Origin of the sequence: Klebsiella sp. K5-204, from assembly GCF_030128585.1 — a bacterium.
Taxonomy (GTDB): domain Bacteria; phylum Pseudomonadota; class Gammaproteobacteria; order Enterobacterales; family Enterobacteriaceae; genus Klebsiella; species Klebsiella quasipneumoniae.
The window spans coordinates 140520-161052 of sequence record NZ_JAKUZS010000001.1 but is presented as its reverse complement, the minus strand read 5'-3'; the positions used below and the strand labels follow the sequence as shown (position 1 = coordinate 161052).

The following is a 20533-nucleotide window of genomic DNA, read 5'->3' as shown; positions in this document are numbered from 1 at the left end:
CGGGGCGCCGCATCCGTTATAATCCCTGTCAGACACCTGCAGTGGAATATCAATATGGATTATCAATTAACGCTTAACTGGCCCGACTTTATCGAACGCTACTGGCAAAAACGGCCGGTGGTACTGAAGCGCGGCTTCGCCAATTTTATCGACCCGCTGAGCCCGGACGAACTGGCTGGACTGGCCATGGAGAGCGAGGTCGATAGCCGCCTTGTCAGCCATCAGGATGGAAAATGGCAGGTCAGTCACGGTCCCTTCGAAAGCTACGATCACCTGAGCGAAAACAACTGGTCCCTGCTGGTACAGGCGGTCAACCACTGGCATGAGCCGTCGGCGGCGCTGATGCACCCGTTCCGCGCCCTGCCGGACTGGCGTATCGACGACCTGATGATCTCCTTCTCCGTACCGGGCGGCGGCGTCGGCCCGCATCTGGATCAGTATGATGTGTTTATCATCCAGGGCACTGGCCGTCGGCGCTGGCGCGTCGGGGAAAAAGTGCCGATGAAACAGCACTGCCCGCATCCGGACCTGCTGCAGGTTGACCCCTTCGAGGCGATCATCGATGAAGAGATGGAGCCGGGCGATATTCTCTATATTCCGCCAGGATTCCCGCATGAGGGATATTCGCTGGAAAATTCGCTGAACTATTCGGTCGGCTATCGCGCACCGAATGCCCGCGAGCTGTTCAGCGGCTTTGCCGACTACGTTCTCCAGCGCGAACTGGGCAGCCAGCGCTACGCCGATCCGGACGTGCCCTCCCGCGACCATCCGGCGGATATTTTACCGGCCGAACTCGACCGCCTGCGCGAGATGATGCTGGGGCTGATTAACCAACCGGAGCACTTTAAGCAGTGGTTCGGCGAGTTTATCACTCAGTCGCGTCATGAGCTCGACGTCGCGCCGCCGGAGCCGCCGTATCAGCCCGATGAAATTTACGATGCCCTGCAGCAGGGCGATACCCTGGAACGCCTGGGCGGCCTGCGGGTGCTGCGCATTGACGGCGAGGTGTTCGTCAATGGCGAGAAGATCAACTCTCCGCACCGCCCGGCGCTGGACGCCTTAGCCACCCACCTGACGCTGCGCGCAGACCATTTTGGCGATGCGCTGGAAGATCCCTCTTTCCTCGCCATGCTGGCGGCGCTGGTCAACAGCGGCTACTGGTTCTTTGGCGACTGAGTGCCATCCTGCCCGGCGGCGCTGCGCTTGCCGGGCCTACGGGTTCCGCGGCCACCGGTTGGACTGTAGGCCGGATAAGGCGCAGCCGCCATCCGGCATAAAGACGAGTACCCGCTCTGCTGTTGACTGCCCGGCGGCGCTGCGCTTGCCGGGCCTACGGGTTCTGCGGTCACCGGTTGGACCGTAGGCCGGATAAGGCGTTACTCGCCATCCGGCACTTTGTGGTTTCGATGGCGGCAATGTCTTACCCGAGCATTATCGCCTCTCGCCTGCATCAAAGTCGCTTACCTCACCCGCCCACTCCGGGGGGTACCATCCCCGGCGCACATCACGATGAAAGGTCGAATACGGCCAATTCTGCACCCGACGGACATAACCGTGCTTAACGGGATTGATATAAACGTAATCCATATGCCGCCGGTAATCTTCTTCATTACGGATGGCATGTTCCCAGAAGCGCGGTTGCCAGATGTGGCGCTGCGCCAGCGCCCGGGTAAACGTTTTTTTAATATCCCGCCAGCGACCGGAATAATCGGTATCCCCCTCAGGCAGGGTCCAGATGCAGTGCATATGCTCCGGTAAAACCACCCAGGCGTTAATCAGAAAAGGTTTTTTGCTTTTAACCAGCGCTGTAGCGGTACGCAGATGAGCAATATGCCGCGTCAGGAGATCGCTGTGGCGATTTTGCAGGTTAACGGTGAAGAACCAGCAGCCGCCGGGGATATAACTGCGACGATAATCAGACATGTGAGGTTCCCTCCTCAGTATTAGCCTTATCGCTTTTGCCCGGCGGCGCTGCGCTTGCCTGGCCTACGGGTTCCGCAGTCACCGGTTGGGCCGTAGGCCGGATAGGGCGTTAGCCGCCATCCGGCATAAAGACGAGTACCCGCTCTGCTGTTGACCGCCCGGCGGCGCTGTGCTTGCCGGGCCTACGGGTTCCGCGGTCACCGGTTGGACCGTAGGCCGGATAAGGCGTTAGCCGCCATCCGGCACGAAGACAGGCACCCGCTCTGCTGTTGACCGCCCGGCGGCGCTGCGCTTGCCGGGCCTACGGGTACCGCGGTCACCGGTTGGACCGTAGGCCGGATAAGGCGCAGCCGCCATCCGGCGTCTTGTCCGACTCGCGGCCCTACCGGGCTGCCTGAGAAGATTAATGCCCTTTTCGTGCCGCCGTCAGCTCGGCGATACGCACGATCACCTGCACCGCTTTCTCCATCCCTTCCAGGGTGACAAACTCATGTTTGCCGTGATAGTTGTAGCCGCCGGTAAACAGGTTCGGGCATGGCAGTCCCATAAACGAGAGCTGCGCACCGTCGGTACCGCCGCGGATCGGCTTCATCTGCGGTTCGATATCGCAGTCCACCATGGCCTGGCGGGCAATATCGACCACGTGCGGATGGGCGATCACCTGCTCATGCATGTTGTAATAACTGTCCTCGATCACCAGCTCGATATAGCAGTCCGGGTGCAGCCCCTTGCCCACCTTTTTGGCGATCTCCATCATCTTGCGCTTGCGCGCCTCGAAGTGCTTACGGTCAAAATCGCGGATGATGTAGTGCATCTCGGCCCGATCGACGCTGCCTTTGATACTGGTGAGATGATAAAAGCCTTCATAGCCTTCGGTAGTCTCCGGCGCCTCGTCGGCCGGCACTTCGGCATGAATCCGCGCGGCCAGCGACAGCGCGTTGACCATCACCCCTTTCGCAGTGCCGGGGTGCACGTTGTTGCCGACGATCTTAATGGTCACCGAGGCGGCATTGAAGTTTTCAAACTCCAGTTCGCCGACCCCGCCGCCGTCAACGGTATAGGCCCAGCGGGCGTCAAAGGCCTCGACGTCGAAATGTTTCGCCCCTTTTCCGACCTCTTCATCGGGGGTGAAGGCCACGCGGATATCGCCGTGGGGGATATTTTTCGCCTGCAGGGTCGCCAGCGCGGTCATGATCTCGGCGATGCCGGCCTTATCGTCCGCCCCCAGCAGCGTTTTCCCGTCGGTGGTGATCAGCGTCTGCCCCAAAAGCTGATGGAGAACCGGGAACATCACCGGGGAGAGCACCTCATCGCCGATACCCAGCGCAATATCGCCGCCGCGATAGTTTTCGACAATCTGCGGGTTAACGTTTTTGCCGCTGAAATCCGGGGAGGTGTCAACGTGAGAGATAAAGCCGATGGCCGGGATATCGCCCTCGACGTTGGCGGGCAGGGTTCCCATTACCGTCCCTTTTTCACTCAGCGTTACCTTGACCAGTCCCATTTCTTCCAGCTGCGCCTGCAACAGGCGTAACAGCTTCCACTGCCCTTCCGTGCTGGGGACCTGACGAACGCCAGGCTTCGACTGCGTGTCCAAAGAAACGTACTGCAAAAAACGCTCAAGCAATTTATCCATGTAGCCACCCTCTTCTTTTGTGACAACATTATTGATAAGCCAGAAAAGACAAATATTGCGTCAGGTCATTCTTAGCCCGTAAAGCGAAATTTAATAACGGAACCGACGTTATGGTGTAAAGGTAGACTATGCAGGCGTATCAAGGATTGGCGATTACCCTCGTTTGCCGTAGAATGCTGGCCCTTATTAAAAACGTGCAACCCCAAAGGTGGTTAATCACAAACCCCGCAGCGGTCGGAAGTTTCCGTTGCGTCTACATGGGACAGAGTCAAAAATTGAATATACAACCGCGTTCGCGTTCGCCGCTGGTGCAACTGGCGGGAATTCGCAAAAGCTTTGATGGTAAAACGGTCATCGATAACCTTAACCTGACCATCAACAATGGTGAGTTTCTCACCCTGCTTGGCCCCTCTGGCTGCGGTAAAACCACCGTTCTGCGCCTTATCGCCGGCCTGGAAAACGTCGACAGCGGACGGATCCATCTCGAAGATCACGATATCACTCATGTTCCGGCGGAAAACCGCCACGTTAATACCGTATTCCAAAGCTACGCCCTGTTTCCGCATATGACGGTGTTCGAGAACGTCGCCTTCGGCCTGCGCATGCAGAAAACCCCGGCGGCGGAAATCACTCCGCGGGTGATGGATGCCTTAAAGATGGTGCAGCTGGAGGCGTTTGCCCAGCGCAAACCGCACCAGCTCTCCGGCGGCCAGCAGCAGCGCGTGGCCATCGCCCGCGCGGTGGTCAACAAACCGCGCCTGCTGCTGCTCGATGAATCCCTTTCGGCGCTGGATTACAAGCTGCGTAAGCAGATGCAGAACGAACTGAAAGCGCTGCAGCGTAAGCTCGGCATCACCTTCGTCTTCGTCACGCACGACCAGGAAGAGGCCCTGACCATGTCCGATCGCATCGTGGTGATGCGTGATGGCAAAATCGAACAGGACGGCACCCCGCGCGAGATCTACGAAGAGCCAAAAAACCTGTTCGTCGCCAGCTTTATCGGCGAGATCAATATCTTCGACGCCACGGTCATTGAACGCCTCGACGAACAGCGCGTGCGGGCCAGCGTGGAAGGGCGTGAATGCAACATCACCGTCAATTTTGCGGTGGAGGCCGGCCAGCGTCTGCATGTCCTGCTGCGCCCGGAAGATCTGCGCGTCGATGAGATCCACCACAACAGCGACGCCGACGGCCTGATCGGCTATGTGCGCGAGCGCAACTATAAGGGCATGACCCTCGAGTCGGTGGTGGAGCTGGAAAACGGCAAAATGGTGATGGTCAGCGAATTCTTTAACGAAGACGACCCGGATTTCGACCACTCTCTTGACCAGAAAATGTCTATCAATTGGGTGGAGAGCTGGGAGGTGGTGCTGGCCGATGAAGAACACCAGTAAATTCCAGAATGTGGTGATCGCCACCATCGTCGGTTGGCTGGTGCTGTTTGTCTTTCTGCCCAACCTGATGATCATCGCCACCAGCTTCCTGACCCGCGACGACGCTAACTTCGTCAAGCTGGTCTTCACGCTGGACAACTACTCGCGGTTGCTGGATCCGCTCTATTACGACGTGCTGCTGCATTCGCTGAACATGGCGCTGCTGGCGACCCTTGCCTGCCTGGCGCTGGGCTACCCGTTTGCGTGGTTCCTTGCCCGGCTGCCGCAGAAGGTGCGGCCCCTGCTGCTGTTCCTGCTGATCGTTCCCTTCTGGACCAACTCGTTGATCCGCATCTACGGGCTGAAGATTTTCCTCAGCACCAAAGGCTACCTGAACGAGTTTCTCCTGTGGCTGGGAGTGATCGACACGCCGATACGCATTATGTTCACCCCGTCGGCGGTGATTATCGGCCTGGTGTACATCCTGCTGCCGTTTATGGTGATGCCGCTCTACTCCAGCATTGAGAAACTGGATCGGCCGCTGCTGGAAGCGGCGAAAGATCTCGGCGCCAGCAAGCTGCAGACGTTTATCCGCATCATCATTCCGCTGACCATGCCGGGGATCATCGCCGGCTGCCTGCTGGTCATGTTGCCGGCGATGGGGCTGTTCTACGTTTCCGACCTGATGGGCGGCGCCAAGAACCTGCTGATCGGCAATGTGATCAAGAGCCAGTTCCTCAATATTCGCGACTGGCCGTTCGGCGCGGCAACCAGCATTACCTTAACCCTGGTGATGGGCCTGATGCTGTTGATTTACTGGCGCGCGGCGCGCCTGCTGAATAAAAAGGTGGAGCTGGAATGATCGGTCGACTGCTGCGCGGCGGCTTTATGACCGCCATCTACGCGTATCTCTACATCCCTATTATTATTCTGATCGTTAACTCGTTTAACCGGTCGCGCTTCGGCATCAACTGGCAGGGGTTCACCACCGACTGGTATAGTCTGCTGATGAACAACGATAGCCTGCTGCAGGCCGCCCAGCACTCGCTGACCATGGCGGTGCTGTCGGCGACCTTCGCCACCCTTATCGGCTCGCTAACCGCCGTGGCGCTGTACCGCTACCGTTTTCGCGGCAAACCGTTCGTTAGCGGCATGCTGTTTGTGGTGATGATGTCGCCCGATATTGTCATGGCCATCTCCCTGCTGGTGCTGTTTATGCTGATTGGCGTCCAGCTTGGCTTCTGGTCGCTGCTGTTTTCGCATATCACCTTTTGCCTGCCGTTTGTGGTGGTCACCGTTTACTCCAGGCTGAAAGGCTTTGATGTGCGGATGCTGGAGGCGGCGAAAGATCTGGGCGCCAGCGAGATGACCATCCTGCGCAAAATCATCCTGCCGCTGGCCCTGCCGGCGGTGGCGGCCGGGTGGCTGCTGAGCTTCACGCTGTCGATGGATGACGTGGTGGTCTCCTCGTTCGTCACCGGTCCGGGGTATGAAATCCTGCCGCTGAAGATCTATTCGATGGTCAAGGTCGGCGTTTCGCCAGAGGTGAACGCTCTGGCAACGATACTGTTGGTTCTGTCGCTGGTGATGGTCATCGCCAGTCAGTTAATTGCACGTGATAAAACTCAGGGGACGTTAAAATGAAAAAATGGTCACGCCACCTGCTCGCGGCGGGCGCTCTGGCAATCGGCATGAGCGCCGCCCACGCGGACGACAGCAAAACGCTCTACTTCTACAACTGGACCGAATATGTGCCGCCGGGCCTGCTGGAGCAGTTCACCAAAGAGACCGGCATCAAGGTTATCTACTCGACCTACGAGTCGAACGAAACCATGTACGCCAAGCTCAAGACCTATAAAGACGGGGCGTACGACCTGGTCGTCCCGTCGACCTACTTCGTCGACAAGATGCGTAAAGAAGGCATGCTGCAGAAGATCGATAAGAGCAAGCTGACTAACTTCAGCAACCTCGATCCGCAGATGCTGAACAAACCGTTCGACCCGAATAACGACTACTCCATCCCCTACATCTGGGGGGCGACGGCCATCGGCGTCAACAGCGACGCTATCGATCCGAAAACCGTCACCAGCTGGGCCGATCTGTGGAAGCCGGAATACAAAAGCAGCCTGCTGCTGACCGACGACGCGCGCGAAGTGTTCCAGATAGCGCTGCGTAAGCTGGGCTATTCCGGCAACACTACCGACCCGAAAGAGATTGAAGCCGCCTATAACGAGCTGAAAAAACTGATGCCCAACGTCGCGGCCTTTAACTCCGATAACCCGGCGAACCCGTATATGGAAGGCGAAGTGAACCTCGGCATGGTATGGAACGGTTCGGCTTACGTCGCCCGCCAGGCCGGTACGCCGCTGGAAGTGATCTGGCCGAAAGAAGGCGGCATCTTCTGGATGGACAGCCTGTCGATCCCGGCAAATGCGAAAAACGTCGACGGCGCGCTGAAGCTGATTAACTTCCTGCTACGCCCGGATGTCGCCAAACAGGTCGCGGAAACCATCGGCTACCCCACGCCAAACCTGGCGGCGCGCAAAATGCTCAGCCCGGCCGTGGCCAACGATAAATCGCTCTATCCGGACGCCGCCACCATCGAGAAAGGCGAATGGCAAAATGACGTCGGCAGCGCCAGCGCTATTTATGAAGAGTATTACCAGAAGCTGAAAGCGGGCCGCTAATCCCGCCGGGCGGAACCGCGGTTCCGCCCTTTTTTTGCTCTCACTTTAGCCCCTCAGCGCGCGCCAGAGGATCGCCGGCAGCTTGCGCCAGCGCGGCCGATGGTAAAAATCCACCAGCCGCTGCGCCACCGCTTCCTGCCCCCGGTGAGTAATAAACCAGGGCGGCAGGGGCATCAGCGTCAGTTCGCCATGCCACAGACTGCGCGGAAACGGCCGAAACGGCGCCTCAATCACCGTGCGCTCGGTTTTCTCCAGCATAAAGCTGTTATGCACCTTGCCCCGCCCGCTCTGAATATCGTCGAGCCTGTGGCCGGGAAACGCCCCCCACGGGCAGGGAGCTAACAGAAAGGCCACCCCGCTCCAGCAGTTGATCGCCACCGTGCCATAGCGCAGCTCGGCGATCAGCGCGTTAAAACGCTTACGCCCAATCGCCTTGCGGGTGCGCGGGTGGATCACAATATTGGCCCCCAGCGTGCCCTGCAGCCGCTGATTGGCATAGCCGATCGCCTGGCGCAAAAAGCTTTCCGCGCTGTCGGCCTCAAGGCGGGTGACCGACAGCCCCGGGCCAAAGACCTCCTGCTGGCAGAAGTCCGGATCATCCTCGGTGTTCGCCACAATCAACGGCAGCGCGTCGCCGCGGGCTATCTCCAGCGGCTGACGGGCGCGCAGGCGAAAGTCAGTCAGCCGGTTTTCCGCGCCGGGGTAATAGTCCGGGCGGGTATTGGCGGCGATCAGCCGGTACAGCTGATTAAGCAGGGCCGACGCTGGCTCCCAACCCTGCTGCAGGATCAGCACCTGGCTGGCCACGCAGTTAAACCCGCCATTGTTCATCTTCTGCGTCGCCAGCTGCTGCGCCTGAAAAGCGATATCCGCCTCGCTCCACGGACCGGGGACGATAATGGTAGGGCTGACGCCGCCCAGCTCCGAGGTCACCCGACGCGGGTTCAGCGGCGTCCCGGCGGCCCGACGCTGGCGAGCCGCCTCACCATCGCCCCAGACGATAGCGTCATGGCTCTCCCGCGAGCCGGTGATATGGATCTCATCGACAGCGGGATGGGTGGTCAGCCACGCCCCCGCCTGGGCGTCGCCGGTGACGATGCGGAGCGCATCCATGGCGATCAGCGGCGCCAGAGCCTGAGCCAGCAGATCGTGCAGATAATCATTCACCGGGTTGAGCTTCAGCAGGCAGACCTGATTTTCAATAAACAGTTTGTGTAATACGTCCAGCGGCGCGATAGAGGCCACATTCCCGGCGCCGAGCACCAGCGCCAGCTTGCCCTGCCGCGCGGCCGGCGGGATATCGTATGCGGCCGCCGCGCAGCGATCGAGATTGGCCCGGGTGACCCCCGGCTGCATCCAAATTTCAGCGCGAACACCAGACAGCAACAGTCGATCCCAGAGCGTGCCGGGCACCACCCGCAGCGCCAGGCGGCCGTCCGCTAGCGTCCGCAGCGGGATCCGCCGGAGAAAGGTTTTCTCCTCCAGCTGCTCCAGGGTGGCGATAAGCCCGTTGCAGCCGACCATCAGCGCGCAGGGGCCTGCCAGCCACTCTTCGCCCGTCAGCGGATCGCCTGGCGGTAGTCCTTTGGCCCTCGCCGCCGCCTCCACCCACGCAGGAGCAATTGAAGCCAGGGCATCCTTGATCTGGCGCAGGAGCGCCAGACGACGATTCACTGAGGTCTCCGCCCAGCGCTGGCGCGCCGCCGACAAGGCGTGCAGCGCTGCGTCATACTGAGAGCAGGTCGTCAGACCGGGTCGCGCGTGGCTCATTTTCCCTCACTCATTAAAATCTCTCCATAGGCCTGGCGCAGCTGATTCTTGAGCACCTTGCCCGTGGCGCTGACCGGTAGCGCATCGACAAATATCACCCGGTCCGGGATCTGCCATTTGGGCACCCGTTTCTCAAACCAGGCCAGCAGATCGCTCTCTTCCACTTCGCCCCCTTCCACGCGAACGCACAGCAGCACCGGCCGCTCGTCCCAGCGCGGGTGACGGGCGGCGATGGCCGCCGCGCTGCGCACCGCCTGATGCGCGATGGCGATATTCTCCAGCTCAACGGTGGAGATCCACTCGCCGCCGGACTTGATGATATCCTTTGCCCGATCGCTGATCACCAGATAACCATTGGCGTCGAGCGTACCGATATCGCCGGTATCAAACCAGCCTGCCGCGGTCAGGGCGCTTTCGTCCTGACCATAGTACTGCTCCACCACCCAGTGCCCTCTGACCTGCAGATATCCCTGACTTTGGCCGTCCATCGGCAGTGGGTCCCCCTCGACATCCACCACCTGTAGCTCGATGCCAAAAATAGGCCGCCCCTGACCGGTACGCTGTTTTTGCTGCTCCGGCGCCGGGAGTGCGTCATGTTTGCTCAACAGCGTGTTAATGGTGCCGATGGGCGATGTTTCGGTCATTCCCCAGGCGTGGATCAGCGTAATGCCGTAATCGTGCTGAAAGGCCTCCATCATCGACGGCGGCAGCGCGGAGCCCCCGACAAACGCGCGTTTAAAATCAGGCAGCCGCATGTCCGACCGCCGCATCGCCGCCAACAGACCGGCCCAGATCACCGGCACGCCGAACGCCACCGTCACCTTCTCGGCGGCCAGCAGCTGCAGCAGGCTGTCGCCATCGAGGTGCGGCCCCGGTAGCACCAGCCGCGCGCCGACCATGGCGGCGATAAACGGCGTCCCCCACGCGTTGACATGGAACATCGGCACCACCGGCAACAGGCTATCCCTGGCCGAGATCCCGGCGGCGTCCGGCTGATTGCCGCTCAGGGCATGCAGGACCAGCGAACGATGGGTATTCAACACCCCTTTCGGTCGGCCGGTGGTCCCCGAGGTGTAGCAGAGCGAGGCCGGCGTCAGTTCATTGAGCGGCGGCCAGCGATAGTCTGCCATCCCCTGCTGCAACAGTTCGTCAAAAAACAGCAATGAGGGCAGCTGGCTGAGCGCCGCTTCGCTGCGGGGCGCCATCAGCACGACGTGTTTCACCGTCGGCAGCTGCGGCAGGAGCTGCGCCACCAGCGGCAAAAAGGTCTGGTCAAAGAACAGCACCTCGTCGGCAGCGTCGTTGAGGATATACCGCAGATGGTCAACCGACAGCCGCGGATTGACGGTGTGCGTCACCCAGCCGCCGGAGGCGACGGCAAAATAGATCTCCAGGTGGCGGCGATTGTTCCATGCGAGGGTGGCGCAGCGGGCGCCCGGCGGCAGCCCCAGCGACGCCAGCGCCGATGCCAGCCGCTGAGCGCGGCTGGCCACTTCCCCCCAGCTGCTGCGCTCCTTCTCACCGCCGGCGCCCACCGAGACGATCTCCGTCTCGCTGTGGTATTGCGCCGCATGGCTGAGCAGCGCGGTGGTAGTGAGATCCTGATAAATCATCGGTGACGGCATGGCGGGGTCTCCTTTACAGACTTCCGGGCGGGGGAACAGGGTCGCGGCGCGAACGTGCGGACGCCTATTGAATCTGGTCTACATTTGCCGGTCTGCACAAAAAAACGTACGGAAATCAGCGGTCACGCACAAAATTATCGCGGGTAATCGCTCAGAAAGGAGAAGCCGAGAATGATATGATGAAGGGCATTGCCCGGCGCCGGTCCGGGCGATATCGCCAGAGCGACCGCCGGGGACTGACGATAGCCTGGAGTACGTGATGCGCGCTTCAGAGGAAAGCGGCTCAGCGTCGCCCATCCTCGGGCTGGCCTTTGTCCTTCCCTTTTTCGGCTCGCCGTTGCACAAAATCTTCAATGATGCTGAAGAGCCCGTTGAGGGGTTTCCACAGCACCACCAGCAGCAGCATGGGGCCGTATACCCGCACACCGCCCGTCGCGACCTGACCGGTAAACAGCAGGGCTAAGCCATCCAGCAGCAGGCACAACGCGCTGCCGGTGCCGATCAACAGGCACAGCAGGAAGAGGATCGGTCGGCTATCGGCGTATTCAGGTAGCGCACGCTGGCTCCAGATGCCGACGATAATGGACGCGATCAAGGCGATCGATGCAATGACGAGGGGATGATGCATGGTCTGACTCCTGTCATGACGTGACATCCTTGTCAACAGCGCTGCCGGAAGCGGTGGGCGTCGCCCTGACCCCCGGCAGGCTGATTCAGTTTACAGCGCGTTTTCCTGCAGCAGCTTATCGATAAAGGCGGGTACCACTTCGCTTGCCAGCCCGTAGTGCTTTTCGGCAAACTCGCTGCCCACCTGGCTGGGCTCGAGGTTCAGTTCAACGGTATGGGCGCCGTGCAGTCGCGCCTCGTGCACAAAGCCGGCCGCCGGATAGACGTGGCCGGAGGTGCCGATGGCGATAAAAATATCCGCTTCGGCCAGCGCGCTGTAGATCTCGTCCATCCCCAGCGGCATTTCGCCAAACCAGACCACGTGCGGACGCAGCGCCGCCGGGAACTGGCAGCAGTGGCATTTGTCCTCTGCGGTGACGTCCCCGGTCCACTCCAGCACCTGGCCGCTCCACGAACAGCGCACCTTCAGCAGCTCGCCGTGCATATGGATCACCCGGCGGTTGCCGGCGCGTTCATGCAGATTATCGATATTCTGGGTGACCAGCAGAAAATGGTCGCCCAGCAGATCCTCCAGACGCGCCAGCGCCAGATGTGCCGCGTTCGGCGCGATCTCCGGACTCTGCAGCTGACGACGGCGGGCGTTGTAGAACGCCTGCACCAGCGCCGGGTCGCGGGCGAAGCCTTCCGGCGTCGCCACATCTTCCACCCGATGCTCTTCCCACAGGCCATCGGCCGCGCGGAAAGTTTTGATCCCCGACTCCGCCGATATGCCCGCGCCGGTTAACACCACCACTCTCGGTTTGGCCATCGCTTCAGGCTTCATCCTGTCCTCCCTAAAGAAAATCCGCTGACGCAGACGGTCACGCAACTGACGTTTATTGCGACGAAAACGGCTCAATCGATGTAAACGGCGCGACTGCATAGCTACCTCTGTGGTTAATGGCTCAGATGAAGGAAGGCCGCACCGCGCATTCCCCCGGCATCGCCGTGGCGCGCGCGCTCAATGCGCGGTACCCTGGCGACCGGCAGAAGATGGCGCGGCAATCGCTGCGCCAGCCCTTCGCTAATGGCCGTAAAGTTAGATAATCCACCGCCGAGCACCAGCAAATCCGGGTCGACAATGGTCAGTATATTTCCCAGACACACCGCCAGCAGATCGAGATAGCGCTCTACATGCGCCTGGGCGCGCGGATCGTGCTGCTGCCACTGCGCCACAATCTCCGGCGAGGTAAGCGGTTGCTGATAAAAATGTTCATACAGCCAGGCGAAACCGCGGCCGGAGAGATAATTTTCAATGCAGCCCAGCTGGCCGCAGCCGCAGCGAAGCAGCGGAAAATCACGCCCGACCACCTCCAGGGCATCCACCGGCAGACGAATATGACCAAACTCGCCGGTGATATAGCTATGTCCGGTAATCGATTTACCGTTCAACACCAGGCCGCCGCCCACGCCGGTGCCGAGGATCAGCCCCATCACCAGCGGGTATTGCGTAAACTCATCGTCCCACGCTTCCGACAGCGCGAAGCAGTTGGCGTCATTATCGAGGCGCACATCGCGCCCCAGTCGCGCGCTGAGGTCGGCGCGCAGCGGCCGGCCGCTGGCGGCAGGCACGTTAGCGGCATACAGCGTGCCGTCCGCCGTTTCCGGCATCCCCGGGATACCGATCCCAACCGTCCCCTGCCGGTCGAAGCGCGCATCGGCCTCGCGGACCAGCGCCTCCACCGCCTGGAGAAAATCCTCATAACTGCTTTTCGGCGTGGCGACGCGTTTTTCCCACTGCAGCCGCCGCTCCTGATTAAATACGCCCAGCGCTATCTTGCTGCCGCCAATGTCAAATCCATAGTACATTTCAGCAATTCCTCTTGTGTCGTCAGCCAGGCCGACGATGACGATAAATTACTGGCCACTCAGCACCCTCGCCGGGTCGATACGGCTGGCGCGGCGGGCGGGATACCAGCTGGCCAGCAAACTCAGCAACAGTGCTGTCACCAGCACATAAAAGACGTCCAGCCAGTGCAGTTCAGACGGCAGGAAGTCAATAAAATAGATGTCGCCGGAGAGGAATTTATGCCCAATCAGGTATTCGATGCCGTTGATGATTGACGTCAGATTCAACGCGCAGATCACGCCGATCACCACCCCGAACAGGCTGCCTACCGATCCGGCTAATAAACCATACCACACGAAAATCGCGCGAATTAAGCCGTCTTTTGCGCCAAGCGTGCGCAGCACCGCAATATCGCCGCTTTTGTCTTTGACCGCCATCACCAGCGTCGAGACGATGTTAAAGCAGGCCACGCCGATCACCAGTACCATCGCCAGGTACATAATGGCGCGGATCATCTGGATATCGCGATACATATAGCCGTAGGTGCCAATCCAGCTCTTGATGTAGACGTAGCTGTTGGTCACCTCGCCGGCGTCGCGCACCAGCTTGTTAGCATGGAAAACGTCGGTGACCTTGATGGCGATGCCGGTCACGCTGCCGCCCATCTCCAGGTACTGCTGCGCATCCTGCATCGGAATCATGGCAAAACTATGATCGAGCTGGCCGCTCAGCTGTAAAATACCGGTCACATGCAGCCTGACGCGTTTCGGCTGCAGCAGTTGATGGTCGGCGTCGGCGTTAGGGATCATGATCGACACCCAGTCCCCCTGCTTCACGTGCAGGGCATCGGCGACGCCTTTACCCAGAATCACCTGCTGTTCGCCGGCCTTGAAGCCGGCCCACGCGTTATTCTGCACAAAGGTGGGCAGCGCGCTGAGCCGGGTTTCCTGCTGCGGGTCGACCCCTTTCACCTGGATGGCGCGCATATTGCTGCCGCTCTCCACCAGGCCGGTGAAGTTAATATAGGGCGCCGCCGCGACAATCCCCTTCACCTTCTGCACCTTCGCCAGCGCCTCCTGCCAGTTATTCCACGGCTGGTTCACGGGTTCGATTTCACCGTGCGGCACCACCGCCAGCACGCGGTGGTTCAGCTCGCGCTCAAAGCCGTTCATCGCGCTGAGACCGACGATCAGCACCGCCACCCCCAGCGCAATACCGATGGTGGAGATCACCGAGATCAGCGACACCATGCCGCCGCGCCGCCGGCCGCGGCTGAAACGCAATGCAATTAATAACGATAACGGAGAGGCCATTACTCGGCCCCCATCAGGGTCAGGTCGGCGGTCAGGCGGCCATCGCGCATCTCCAGCTGGCGGCTCATCCGCTTCGCCAGCTGCAGGTCGTGGGTCACCACCAGAAACGCGGTGCGCTGCGCGAGGTTCAGTTCGCCCAGCAGCTGGAAGATGCTGTCCGCGTTGCGGGCGTCGAGGTTACCGGTCGGCTCATCCGCCAATACCAGCCGCGGTTTGTTCACCAGCGCGCGGGCAATCGCCACCCGCTGGCGTTCGCCGCCGGAGAGCTCCGACGGACGGTGATGGCTGCGGTGTTCAAGCCCGACCGCCTGCAGCATCGCTTTCGCCTGACGTTCAATGTCCGCCGGCTTCTTTTTGCCAATCAGCAGCGGCATCGCCACGTTTTCCAGCGCGCTAAAGTCCGGCAGCAGATGGTGGAACTGATAGATAAAGCCCAGCTCGCGGTTACGCAGGTCGGCGCGCGCGGCGGTGGAAAGCTTACTCATCGGCTGACCGGAGAAAATCACATCGCCAGAGGTGGGCGTATCCAGGCCGCCGAGCAGATGCAGCAGCGTACTTTTGCCAGAGCCGGAGGTGCCGACGATGGCCATCATCTCGCCTTCACCAATGCTGAAGCTGACATTGTGCAGGACATCGGTTTGCACATTGCCTTCCTGATAGCGTTTGCACAGGTTGTCGCATTGCAGCAGGATCTTATTCATAACGTAAAGCCTCAGCGGGTTGAGTGGCGGCAGCGCGCCAGGAAGGGTACAACGTAGACAACAATGCCAGCGCCATCGCCACCAGGGCGATCACGACGACCTGCAGCGGCTCAATCGCCACCGGCAGCGCCGCGCCGTCAAGGAAGGCGCCGATGATCGGCATTAAATTATTCAACTGGCTGGCCAGCAGCGCGCCAAGTACGGCTCCCAGCAGCGCGCCGACGATCCCGGCGCTGGCGCCCTGCACCATAAAGACGGCCATAATCTGTCGCGGCGTCAGCCCCTGGGTCTGCAGGATCGCCACTTCGCCCTGCTTCTCCATCACCATCATCCCCAGCGAGGTAATAATATTGAAGGCCGCGACGGCGACGATCAGGCTGAGCAGCAGGCCCATCATATTTTTCTCCATACGCACCGCCTGGAACAGTTCGCCCTTGCGCTCGCGCCAGTCTTGCCACTGGGTGCCCGACGGCAGCGTCTGCTGGCTGAGGGTATCCACTTGCAGTGGTTTATCCAGCCACAGGCGCCAGCCGGTGATATTCCCCAGCGGGTAGCGCATTAAACGGGAAGCATCGTCGATGTTGGTCAGCATCTGATAACCATCGACTTCGCTGTTGGCGGCGAAGGTGCCGATGACTGTAAACAGACGCTGGCTCGGCACGCGCCCCATCGGCGTAAACTGGCTGGCGGAGGGGACCATCACGCGAATTTTATCGCCGCGATTCACCCCCAGCTGGCCCGCCAGCTGCTCGCCGAGAATCACGTTATATTTGCCCGCCTGCAGATCGCTCTGTTTGACGTTCACCAGGTACGGTGTCAGGGGATCGTTCTGCGCCGGGTCGATGCCCAGCATCACACCGACCGCCACGCTGCGCGCGCTCTGCAGCACCGCGTCGCCGGTGGTGATTGGCGCCACGCGGGTGACGCCCTGGAGTTTCGCCTCGCGCTCCGGCAGCTGTTGGGGATTCACCGAACCCTGTTTGGCGCTAAGAATGGCCTGGGGCATCAGCCCCAGGATGTTGTTTTGCAGTTCGCGTTCAAAGCCGTTCATCACCGACAGGACCGTCACCAGCGCCATGACGCCGAGGGTAATACCGATGGTGGAAAGCCAGGAGACGAAACGACCGAAGCGGTCGGCTGCGCGCCCGCGCATATAGCGCAGGCCGATAAAGAGTGCGGCAGGTTGGTACATGTCATCCATCTGGTTGCTGATAGCCGATTCCCGAGTATATAAGCGATTAGGGGCAGCGTAAATGACTGATACCTGACGACTTTATTAGCAACAATCCTAAAAATCAAGCAAATACAAACGGATAGATAAGTACTTATTTATTAATCTTTACGCTTATCGACAGCGCTGACCTTTCTTCACTCAACACGCAATGGCAATTCGGGTTGGCGAATCCAGACCAATCGCGGATAATCTCACTATTGAATATCAGCGAGTTGCCCTCCATATCGGCAGAGCGAATCCCTAAGAGACCATGAAACCGTCTATGCCTGAACAATATCGATACTCATTGCCGGTGAAAGCCGGTGACCAGCGCCAGCTTGGCGAGTTGACCGGCGCAGCCTGCGCCACCCTGGTGGCGGAGATGGCCGAACGCCACAAGGGTCCGGTGGTGCTGGTGGCGCCTGACATGCAAAACGCGCTGCGTCTGAACGACGAGATCAGGCAGTTCACCGACAGCCTGGTGATGGGGCTGGCGGACTGGGAAACGCTCCCTTACGACAGCTTCTCGCCGCATCAGGACATCATCTCCTCCCGTCTTGCCACCCTTTACCAGTTACCCACTATGCAGCGCGGCGTGCTGATCGTCCCGGTCAGCACGCTGATGCAGCGCGTCTGTCCGCACAGCTTCCTTCACGGCCACGCGCTGGTGATGAAAAAGGGTCAGCGCCTGTCGCGCGATGCGCTGCGCGACCAGCTCGAGGGGGCCGGCTACCGCCATGTCGATCAGGTGATGGAGCATGGCGAATACGCCACCCGCGGCGCGCTGCTCGACCTGTTCCCGATGGGCAGCGACCAGCCCTACCGCCTCGATTTCTTTGACGATGACATCGACAGCCTGCGCCTGTTCGACGTCGACAGCCAGCGCACGCTGGAGGAAGTGGCGGCCATTAACCTGCTGCCGGCGCACGAATTCCCCACCGACCAGACCGCCATCGAGCTGTTCCGCAGCCAGTGGCGCGACCGCTTTGAGGTGAAGCGCGACGCCGAGCATATCTATCAGCAGGTCAGTAAAGGGACGCTGCCTGCCGGTATCGAATACTGGCAGCCGCTGTTCTTCAGCGAGCCGCTGCCGCCGTTATTTAGCTATTTCCCGGCCAGCACGCTGATCGTCAACACCGGCGATCTCGAGGCCAGCGCGGAGCGTTTCCAGAATGAAGCCCGCGCCCGCTTTGAAAACCGCGGCGTCGATCCGATGCGCCCGCTCCTGCCGCCGGAACTGCTGTGGCTGCGCAGCGATGAGCTGTTCAGCGAACTGAAAAAGTGGCCGCGCGTTCAGCTGAAAACCGAGCGCCTGGCCGAAAAAGCAGCGAATACAAACCTGGGCTACCAGACGCTGCCGGACCTCGCCGTCCAGGCGCAAAACAAAGCGCCGCTGGATAATCTGCGCCGCTTCCTCGACGCGTTTGCCGGTCCGGTGATCTTCTCCGTTGAAAGCGAGGGACGCCGGGAAGCGCTGAGCGAAATGCTGGCGCGGATCAAAATTGCGCCGAAACACCTGCTGCGCCTGGAGGAAGCCACCGGCAACGGGCGCTATCTGATGATTGGCGCCGCCGAGCACGGGTTTATCGACAGCCAGCGCGGCCTGGCGCTGATTTGCGAGAGCGACCTGCTCGGCGAGCGCGTAGCGCGCCGTCGTCAGGATTCCCGTCGCACCATTAACCCTGACACGCTAATTCGCAACCTTGCCGAACTGCATATCGGCCAGCCGGTCGTTCACCTGGAACACGGCGTGGGCCGCTATGCGGGGATGACCACCCTGGAGGCGGGCGGCATCACCGGCGAATACCTGATGCTGACCTACGCCAACGATGCCAAATTATACGTTCCGGTCTCCTCGCTGCATCTTATTAGTCGCTACGCCGGCGGAGCGGAAGAGAACGCGCCCCTGCACAAGCTGGGCGGCGATGCCTGGACCCGGGCGCGGCAAAAAGCGGCCGAGAAGGTACGCGACGTAGCGGCCGAACTGCTGGATATCTACGCCCAGCGCGCGGCGAAAGCCGGGTTTGCCTTCAAACACGACCGCGAACAGTATCAGCTGTTCTGCGACGGTTTCCCATTTGAAACCACGCCGGATCAGGCACAGGCGATCAACGCCGTCCTCAGCGATATGTGCCAGCCGCTGGCCATGGACCGCCTGGTGTGTGGCGATGTGGGCTTCGGCAAGACCGAAGTGGCCATGCGCGCCGCCTTCCTCGCCGTGGAGAACCACAAACAGGTGGCGGTACTGGTGCCGACCACCCTGCTGGCTCAGCAGCACTATGACAACTTCCGCGATCGTTTCGCCAACTGGCCGGTACGCATCGAAATGCTCTCCCGCTTCCGCAGCGCTAAAGAGCAGGCGCAGATCCTCGAGCAGGCCGCGGAAGGCAAAATCGATATCTTGATCGGCACCCATAAGCTGCTGCAGAGCGAGGTGAAGCTGCGCGATCTGGGGCTGCTGATCGTCGACGAAGAGCACCGGTTTGGCGTGCGGCATAAAGAGCGCATCAAAGCGATGCGCGCCGATGTCGATATCCTGACCCTCACCGCCACGCCGATCCCGCGAACGCTGAACATGGCGATGAGCGGGATGCGGGATCTGTCGATCATCGCCACGCCGCCGGCGCGCCGCCTGGCGGTAAAGACCTTCGTTCGCGAATACGATTCGCTGGTCGTGCGCGAGGCGATCCTGCGTGAAACGCTGCGCGGCGGCCAGGTTTACTACCTGTTTAATGACGTCGAGAACATCCAGAAAGCCGCCGACAAGCTGGCGGAGCTGGTGCCTGAGGCGCGGATCGCCATCGGCCACGGTCAGATGCGGGAGCGCGAGCTGGAGCGGGTGATGAATGACTTCCATCACCAGCGCTTCAATGTGCTGGTGTGCACCACCATCATCGAAACCGGGATCGACATTCCCACCGCCAACACCATCATTATCGAACGCGCCGACCACTTTGGCCTCGCCCAGCTGCACCAGCTGCGCGGCCGCGTTGGCCGCTCCCATCACCAGGCCTATGCCTGGCTGCTGACGCCGCATCCGAAGGCGATGACCACCGATGCGCAAAAGCGCCTCGAAGCCATTGCCTCGCTGGAAGATCTTGGCGCCGGCTTTGCGCTGGCGACCCACGATCTGGAGATCCGCGGCGCCGGGGAGCTGCTGGGCGAAGATCAGAGCGGTCAGATGGAGACCATCGGCTTCTCCCTGTATATGGAGCTGCTGGAGAATGCGGTAGATGCCCTGAAAGCCGGGCGCGAGCCGTCGCTGGAAGATCTCACCAGCCAGCAGACGGAAGTCGAACTGCGCATGCCTTCCCTGCTGCCTGATGATTTCATCCCCGACGTCAATACCCGTCTGTCGTTCTATAAGCGCATTGCCAGCGCCAAAAACGAACAGGATCTGGAGGAGATCAAAGTCGAGCTGATCGATCGTTTTGGCCGCCTGCCCGACGCCGCGCGCAATCTGCTGGATATCGCCCGTCTGCGTCAGCAAGCGCAGAAGCTGGGGATCCGTAAGCTGGAGAGCAATGAAAAAGGCGGCGTGATCGAATTTAACGAGAAAAACAACGTCAATCCGGTGTGGTTGATCGGCCTGCTGCAGAAGCAGCCGCAGCACTTCCGCTTGGACGGGCCGACGCGCCTGAAGTTCATGCAGGATCTCGAGGAGCGTAAGACGCGGATGGATTGGGTTCGCCAGTTCATGCGCCAGCTGGAAGAGAACGCCGTCGCCTGATCGCGGGGGAGATACGGCCGGTACGCCGTATCTCCCTTTTCACATATCTGGCAATCTTTACAAACATTTTGCAATCCGCCTGGATTTCCCCACACAGACTCACGCCA

17 protein-coding genes are annotated in these 20533 nt (G+C 60.5%); 6 read left to right on the top strand and 11 right to left on the bottom strand.

Annotated elements, in window-relative coordinates:
- Positions 1–54: 54 nt before the first annotated feature.
- Positions 55–1176 carry a cupin domain-containing protein gene (locus MKR05_RS00755; protein ID WP_004206634.1) on the top strand — a complete coding sequence of 374 codons (1122 nt, stop codon included), beginning with the start codon at positions 55–57 and terminating at the stop codon, positions 1174–1176.
- Between the two features lie 255 nt (positions 1177–1431).
- On the opposite strand, the gene MKR05_RS00750 is transcribed toward MKR05_RS00755, so the two are convergent.
- Together MKR05_RS00750 and pepT are read right to left on the bottom strand one after the other, a co-directional pair.
- Entirely contained in the window at positions 1432–1923 is a 492-nt protein-coding gene (locus MKR05_RS00750) for an REP-associated tyrosine transposase (RefSeq protein WP_044522118.1), read from the bottom strand.
- A gap of 403 nt (positions 1924–2326) precedes the next feature.
- Positions 2327–3559: a peptidase T gene (pepT, locus tag MKR05_RS00745; protein ID WP_023289160.1), complete on the bottom strand. Its 1233-nt coding sequence runs from the start codon at positions 3557–3559 to the stop codon at positions 2327–2329.
- Between the two features lie 257 nt (positions 3560–3816).
- On the opposite strand from pepT, the gene potA reads away from it, so the two are divergent.
- The 4 genes from potA to potD are packed head-to-tail and all read left to right on the top strand — an operon-like array spanning position 3817 to position 7619.
- A complete protein-coding gene (gene potA / locus MKR05_RS00740; protein WP_017898964.1) occupies positions 3817–4953 on the top strand; it encodes a spermidine/putrescine ABC transporter ATP-binding protein PotA in 1137 nt (378 codons plus the stop codon).
- Positions 4937–5794 carry a spermidine/putrescine ABC transporter permease PotB gene (gene potB, locus MKR05_RS00735; RefSeq protein WP_004150812.1) on the top strand — a complete coding sequence of 286 codons (858 nt, stop codon included), beginning with the start codon at positions 4937–4939 and terminating at the stop codon, positions 5792–5794. Before potA ends, potB begins: the two co-directional genes overlap by 17 nt.
- A complete protein-coding gene (gene potC / locus MKR05_RS00730) occupies positions 5791–6576 on the top strand; it encodes a spermidine/putrescine ABC transporter permease PotC (protein WP_004150813.1) in 786 nt (261 codons plus the stop codon). The genes potB and potC overlap by 4 nt, the downstream gene beginning before the upstream one ends.
- Positions 6573–7619: a spermidine/putrescine ABC transporter substrate-binding protein PotD gene (gene potD / locus MKR05_RS00725; RefSeq protein ID WP_023289157.1), complete on the top strand. Its 1047-nt coding sequence runs from the start codon at positions 6573–6575 to the stop codon at positions 7617–7619. Before potC ends, potD begins: the two co-directional genes overlap by 4 nt.
- 45 nt (positions 7620–7664) lie before the next feature.
- On the opposite strand, the gene MKR05_RS00720 is transcribed toward potD, so the two are convergent.
- From MKR05_RS00720 to MKR05_RS00680, 9 genes are all read right to left on the bottom strand, one after another.
- Positions 7665–9389 (bottom strand): aldehyde dehydrogenase family protein, encoded by a 1725-nt coding sequence (locus MKR05_RS00720; protein ID WP_072422052.1) that lies wholly within the window; start codon positions 9387–9389, stop codon positions 7665–7667.
- Entirely contained in the window at positions 9386–11014 is a 1629-nt protein-coding gene (locus MKR05_RS00715) for a long-chain fatty acid--CoA ligase (RefSeq protein WP_044522103.1), read from the bottom strand. Before MKR05_RS00715 ends, MKR05_RS00720 begins: the two co-directional genes overlap by 4 nt.
- 283 nt (positions 11015–11297) lie before the next feature.
- Entirely contained in the window at positions 11298–11642 is a 345-nt protein-coding gene (locus tag MKR05_RS00710) for a hypothetical protein (RefSeq protein WP_044522101.1), read from the bottom strand.
- Positions 11643–11732: 90 nt separating this feature from the next.
- Entirely contained in the window at positions 11733–12563 is an 831-nt protein-coding gene (gene cobB, locus MKR05_RS00705) for a Sir2 family NAD+-dependent deacetylase (RefSeq protein ID WP_017898959.1), read from the bottom strand.
- A 14-nt stretch (positions 12564–12577) separates the two neighbouring features.
- A complete protein-coding gene (gene nagK / locus MKR05_RS00700) occupies positions 12578–13489 on the bottom strand; it encodes an N-acetylglucosamine kinase (RefSeq protein WP_044522096.1) in 912 nt (303 codons plus the stop codon).
- Between the two features lie 48 nt (positions 13490–13537).
- Positions 13538–14782, bottom strand: coding sequence for a lipoprotein-releasing ABC transporter permease subunit LolE (lolE, locus tag MKR05_RS00695; RefSeq protein ID WP_023289152.1), 1245 nt, complete (start codon positions 14780–14782; stop codon positions 13538–13540).
- Complete coding sequence (gene lolD / locus MKR05_RS00690) at positions 14782–15483, bottom strand: lipoprotein-releasing ABC transporter ATP-binding protein LolD (RefSeq protein WP_065812111.1); 702 nt, start codon at positions 15481–15483, stop codon at positions 14782–14784. Before lolD ends, lolE begins: the two co-directional genes overlap by 1 nt.
- Positions 15476–16675 (bottom strand): lipoprotein-releasing ABC transporter permease subunit LolC, encoded by a 1200-nt coding sequence (gene lolC / locus MKR05_RS00685; protein WP_284118016.1) that lies wholly within the window; start codon positions 16673–16675, stop codon positions 15476–15478. The genes lolD and lolC overlap by 8 nt, the downstream gene beginning before the upstream one ends.
- A 133-nt stretch (positions 16676–16808) precedes the next feature.
- Entirely contained in the window at positions 16809–16940 is a 132-nt protein-coding gene (locus MKR05_RS00680; protein WP_060592440.1) for a hypothetical protein, read from the bottom strand.
- A gap of 39 nt (positions 16941–16979) precedes the next feature.
- Here MKR05_RS00680 and mfd point away from each other — a divergent pair, with 39 nt between their 5' ends.
- A complete protein-coding gene (gene mfd / locus MKR05_RS00675) occupies positions 16980–20426 on the top strand; it encodes a transcription-repair coupling factor (RefSeq protein WP_238875528.1) in 3447 nt (1148 codons plus the stop codon).
- Positions 20427–20533 lie beyond the last annotated feature (107 nt).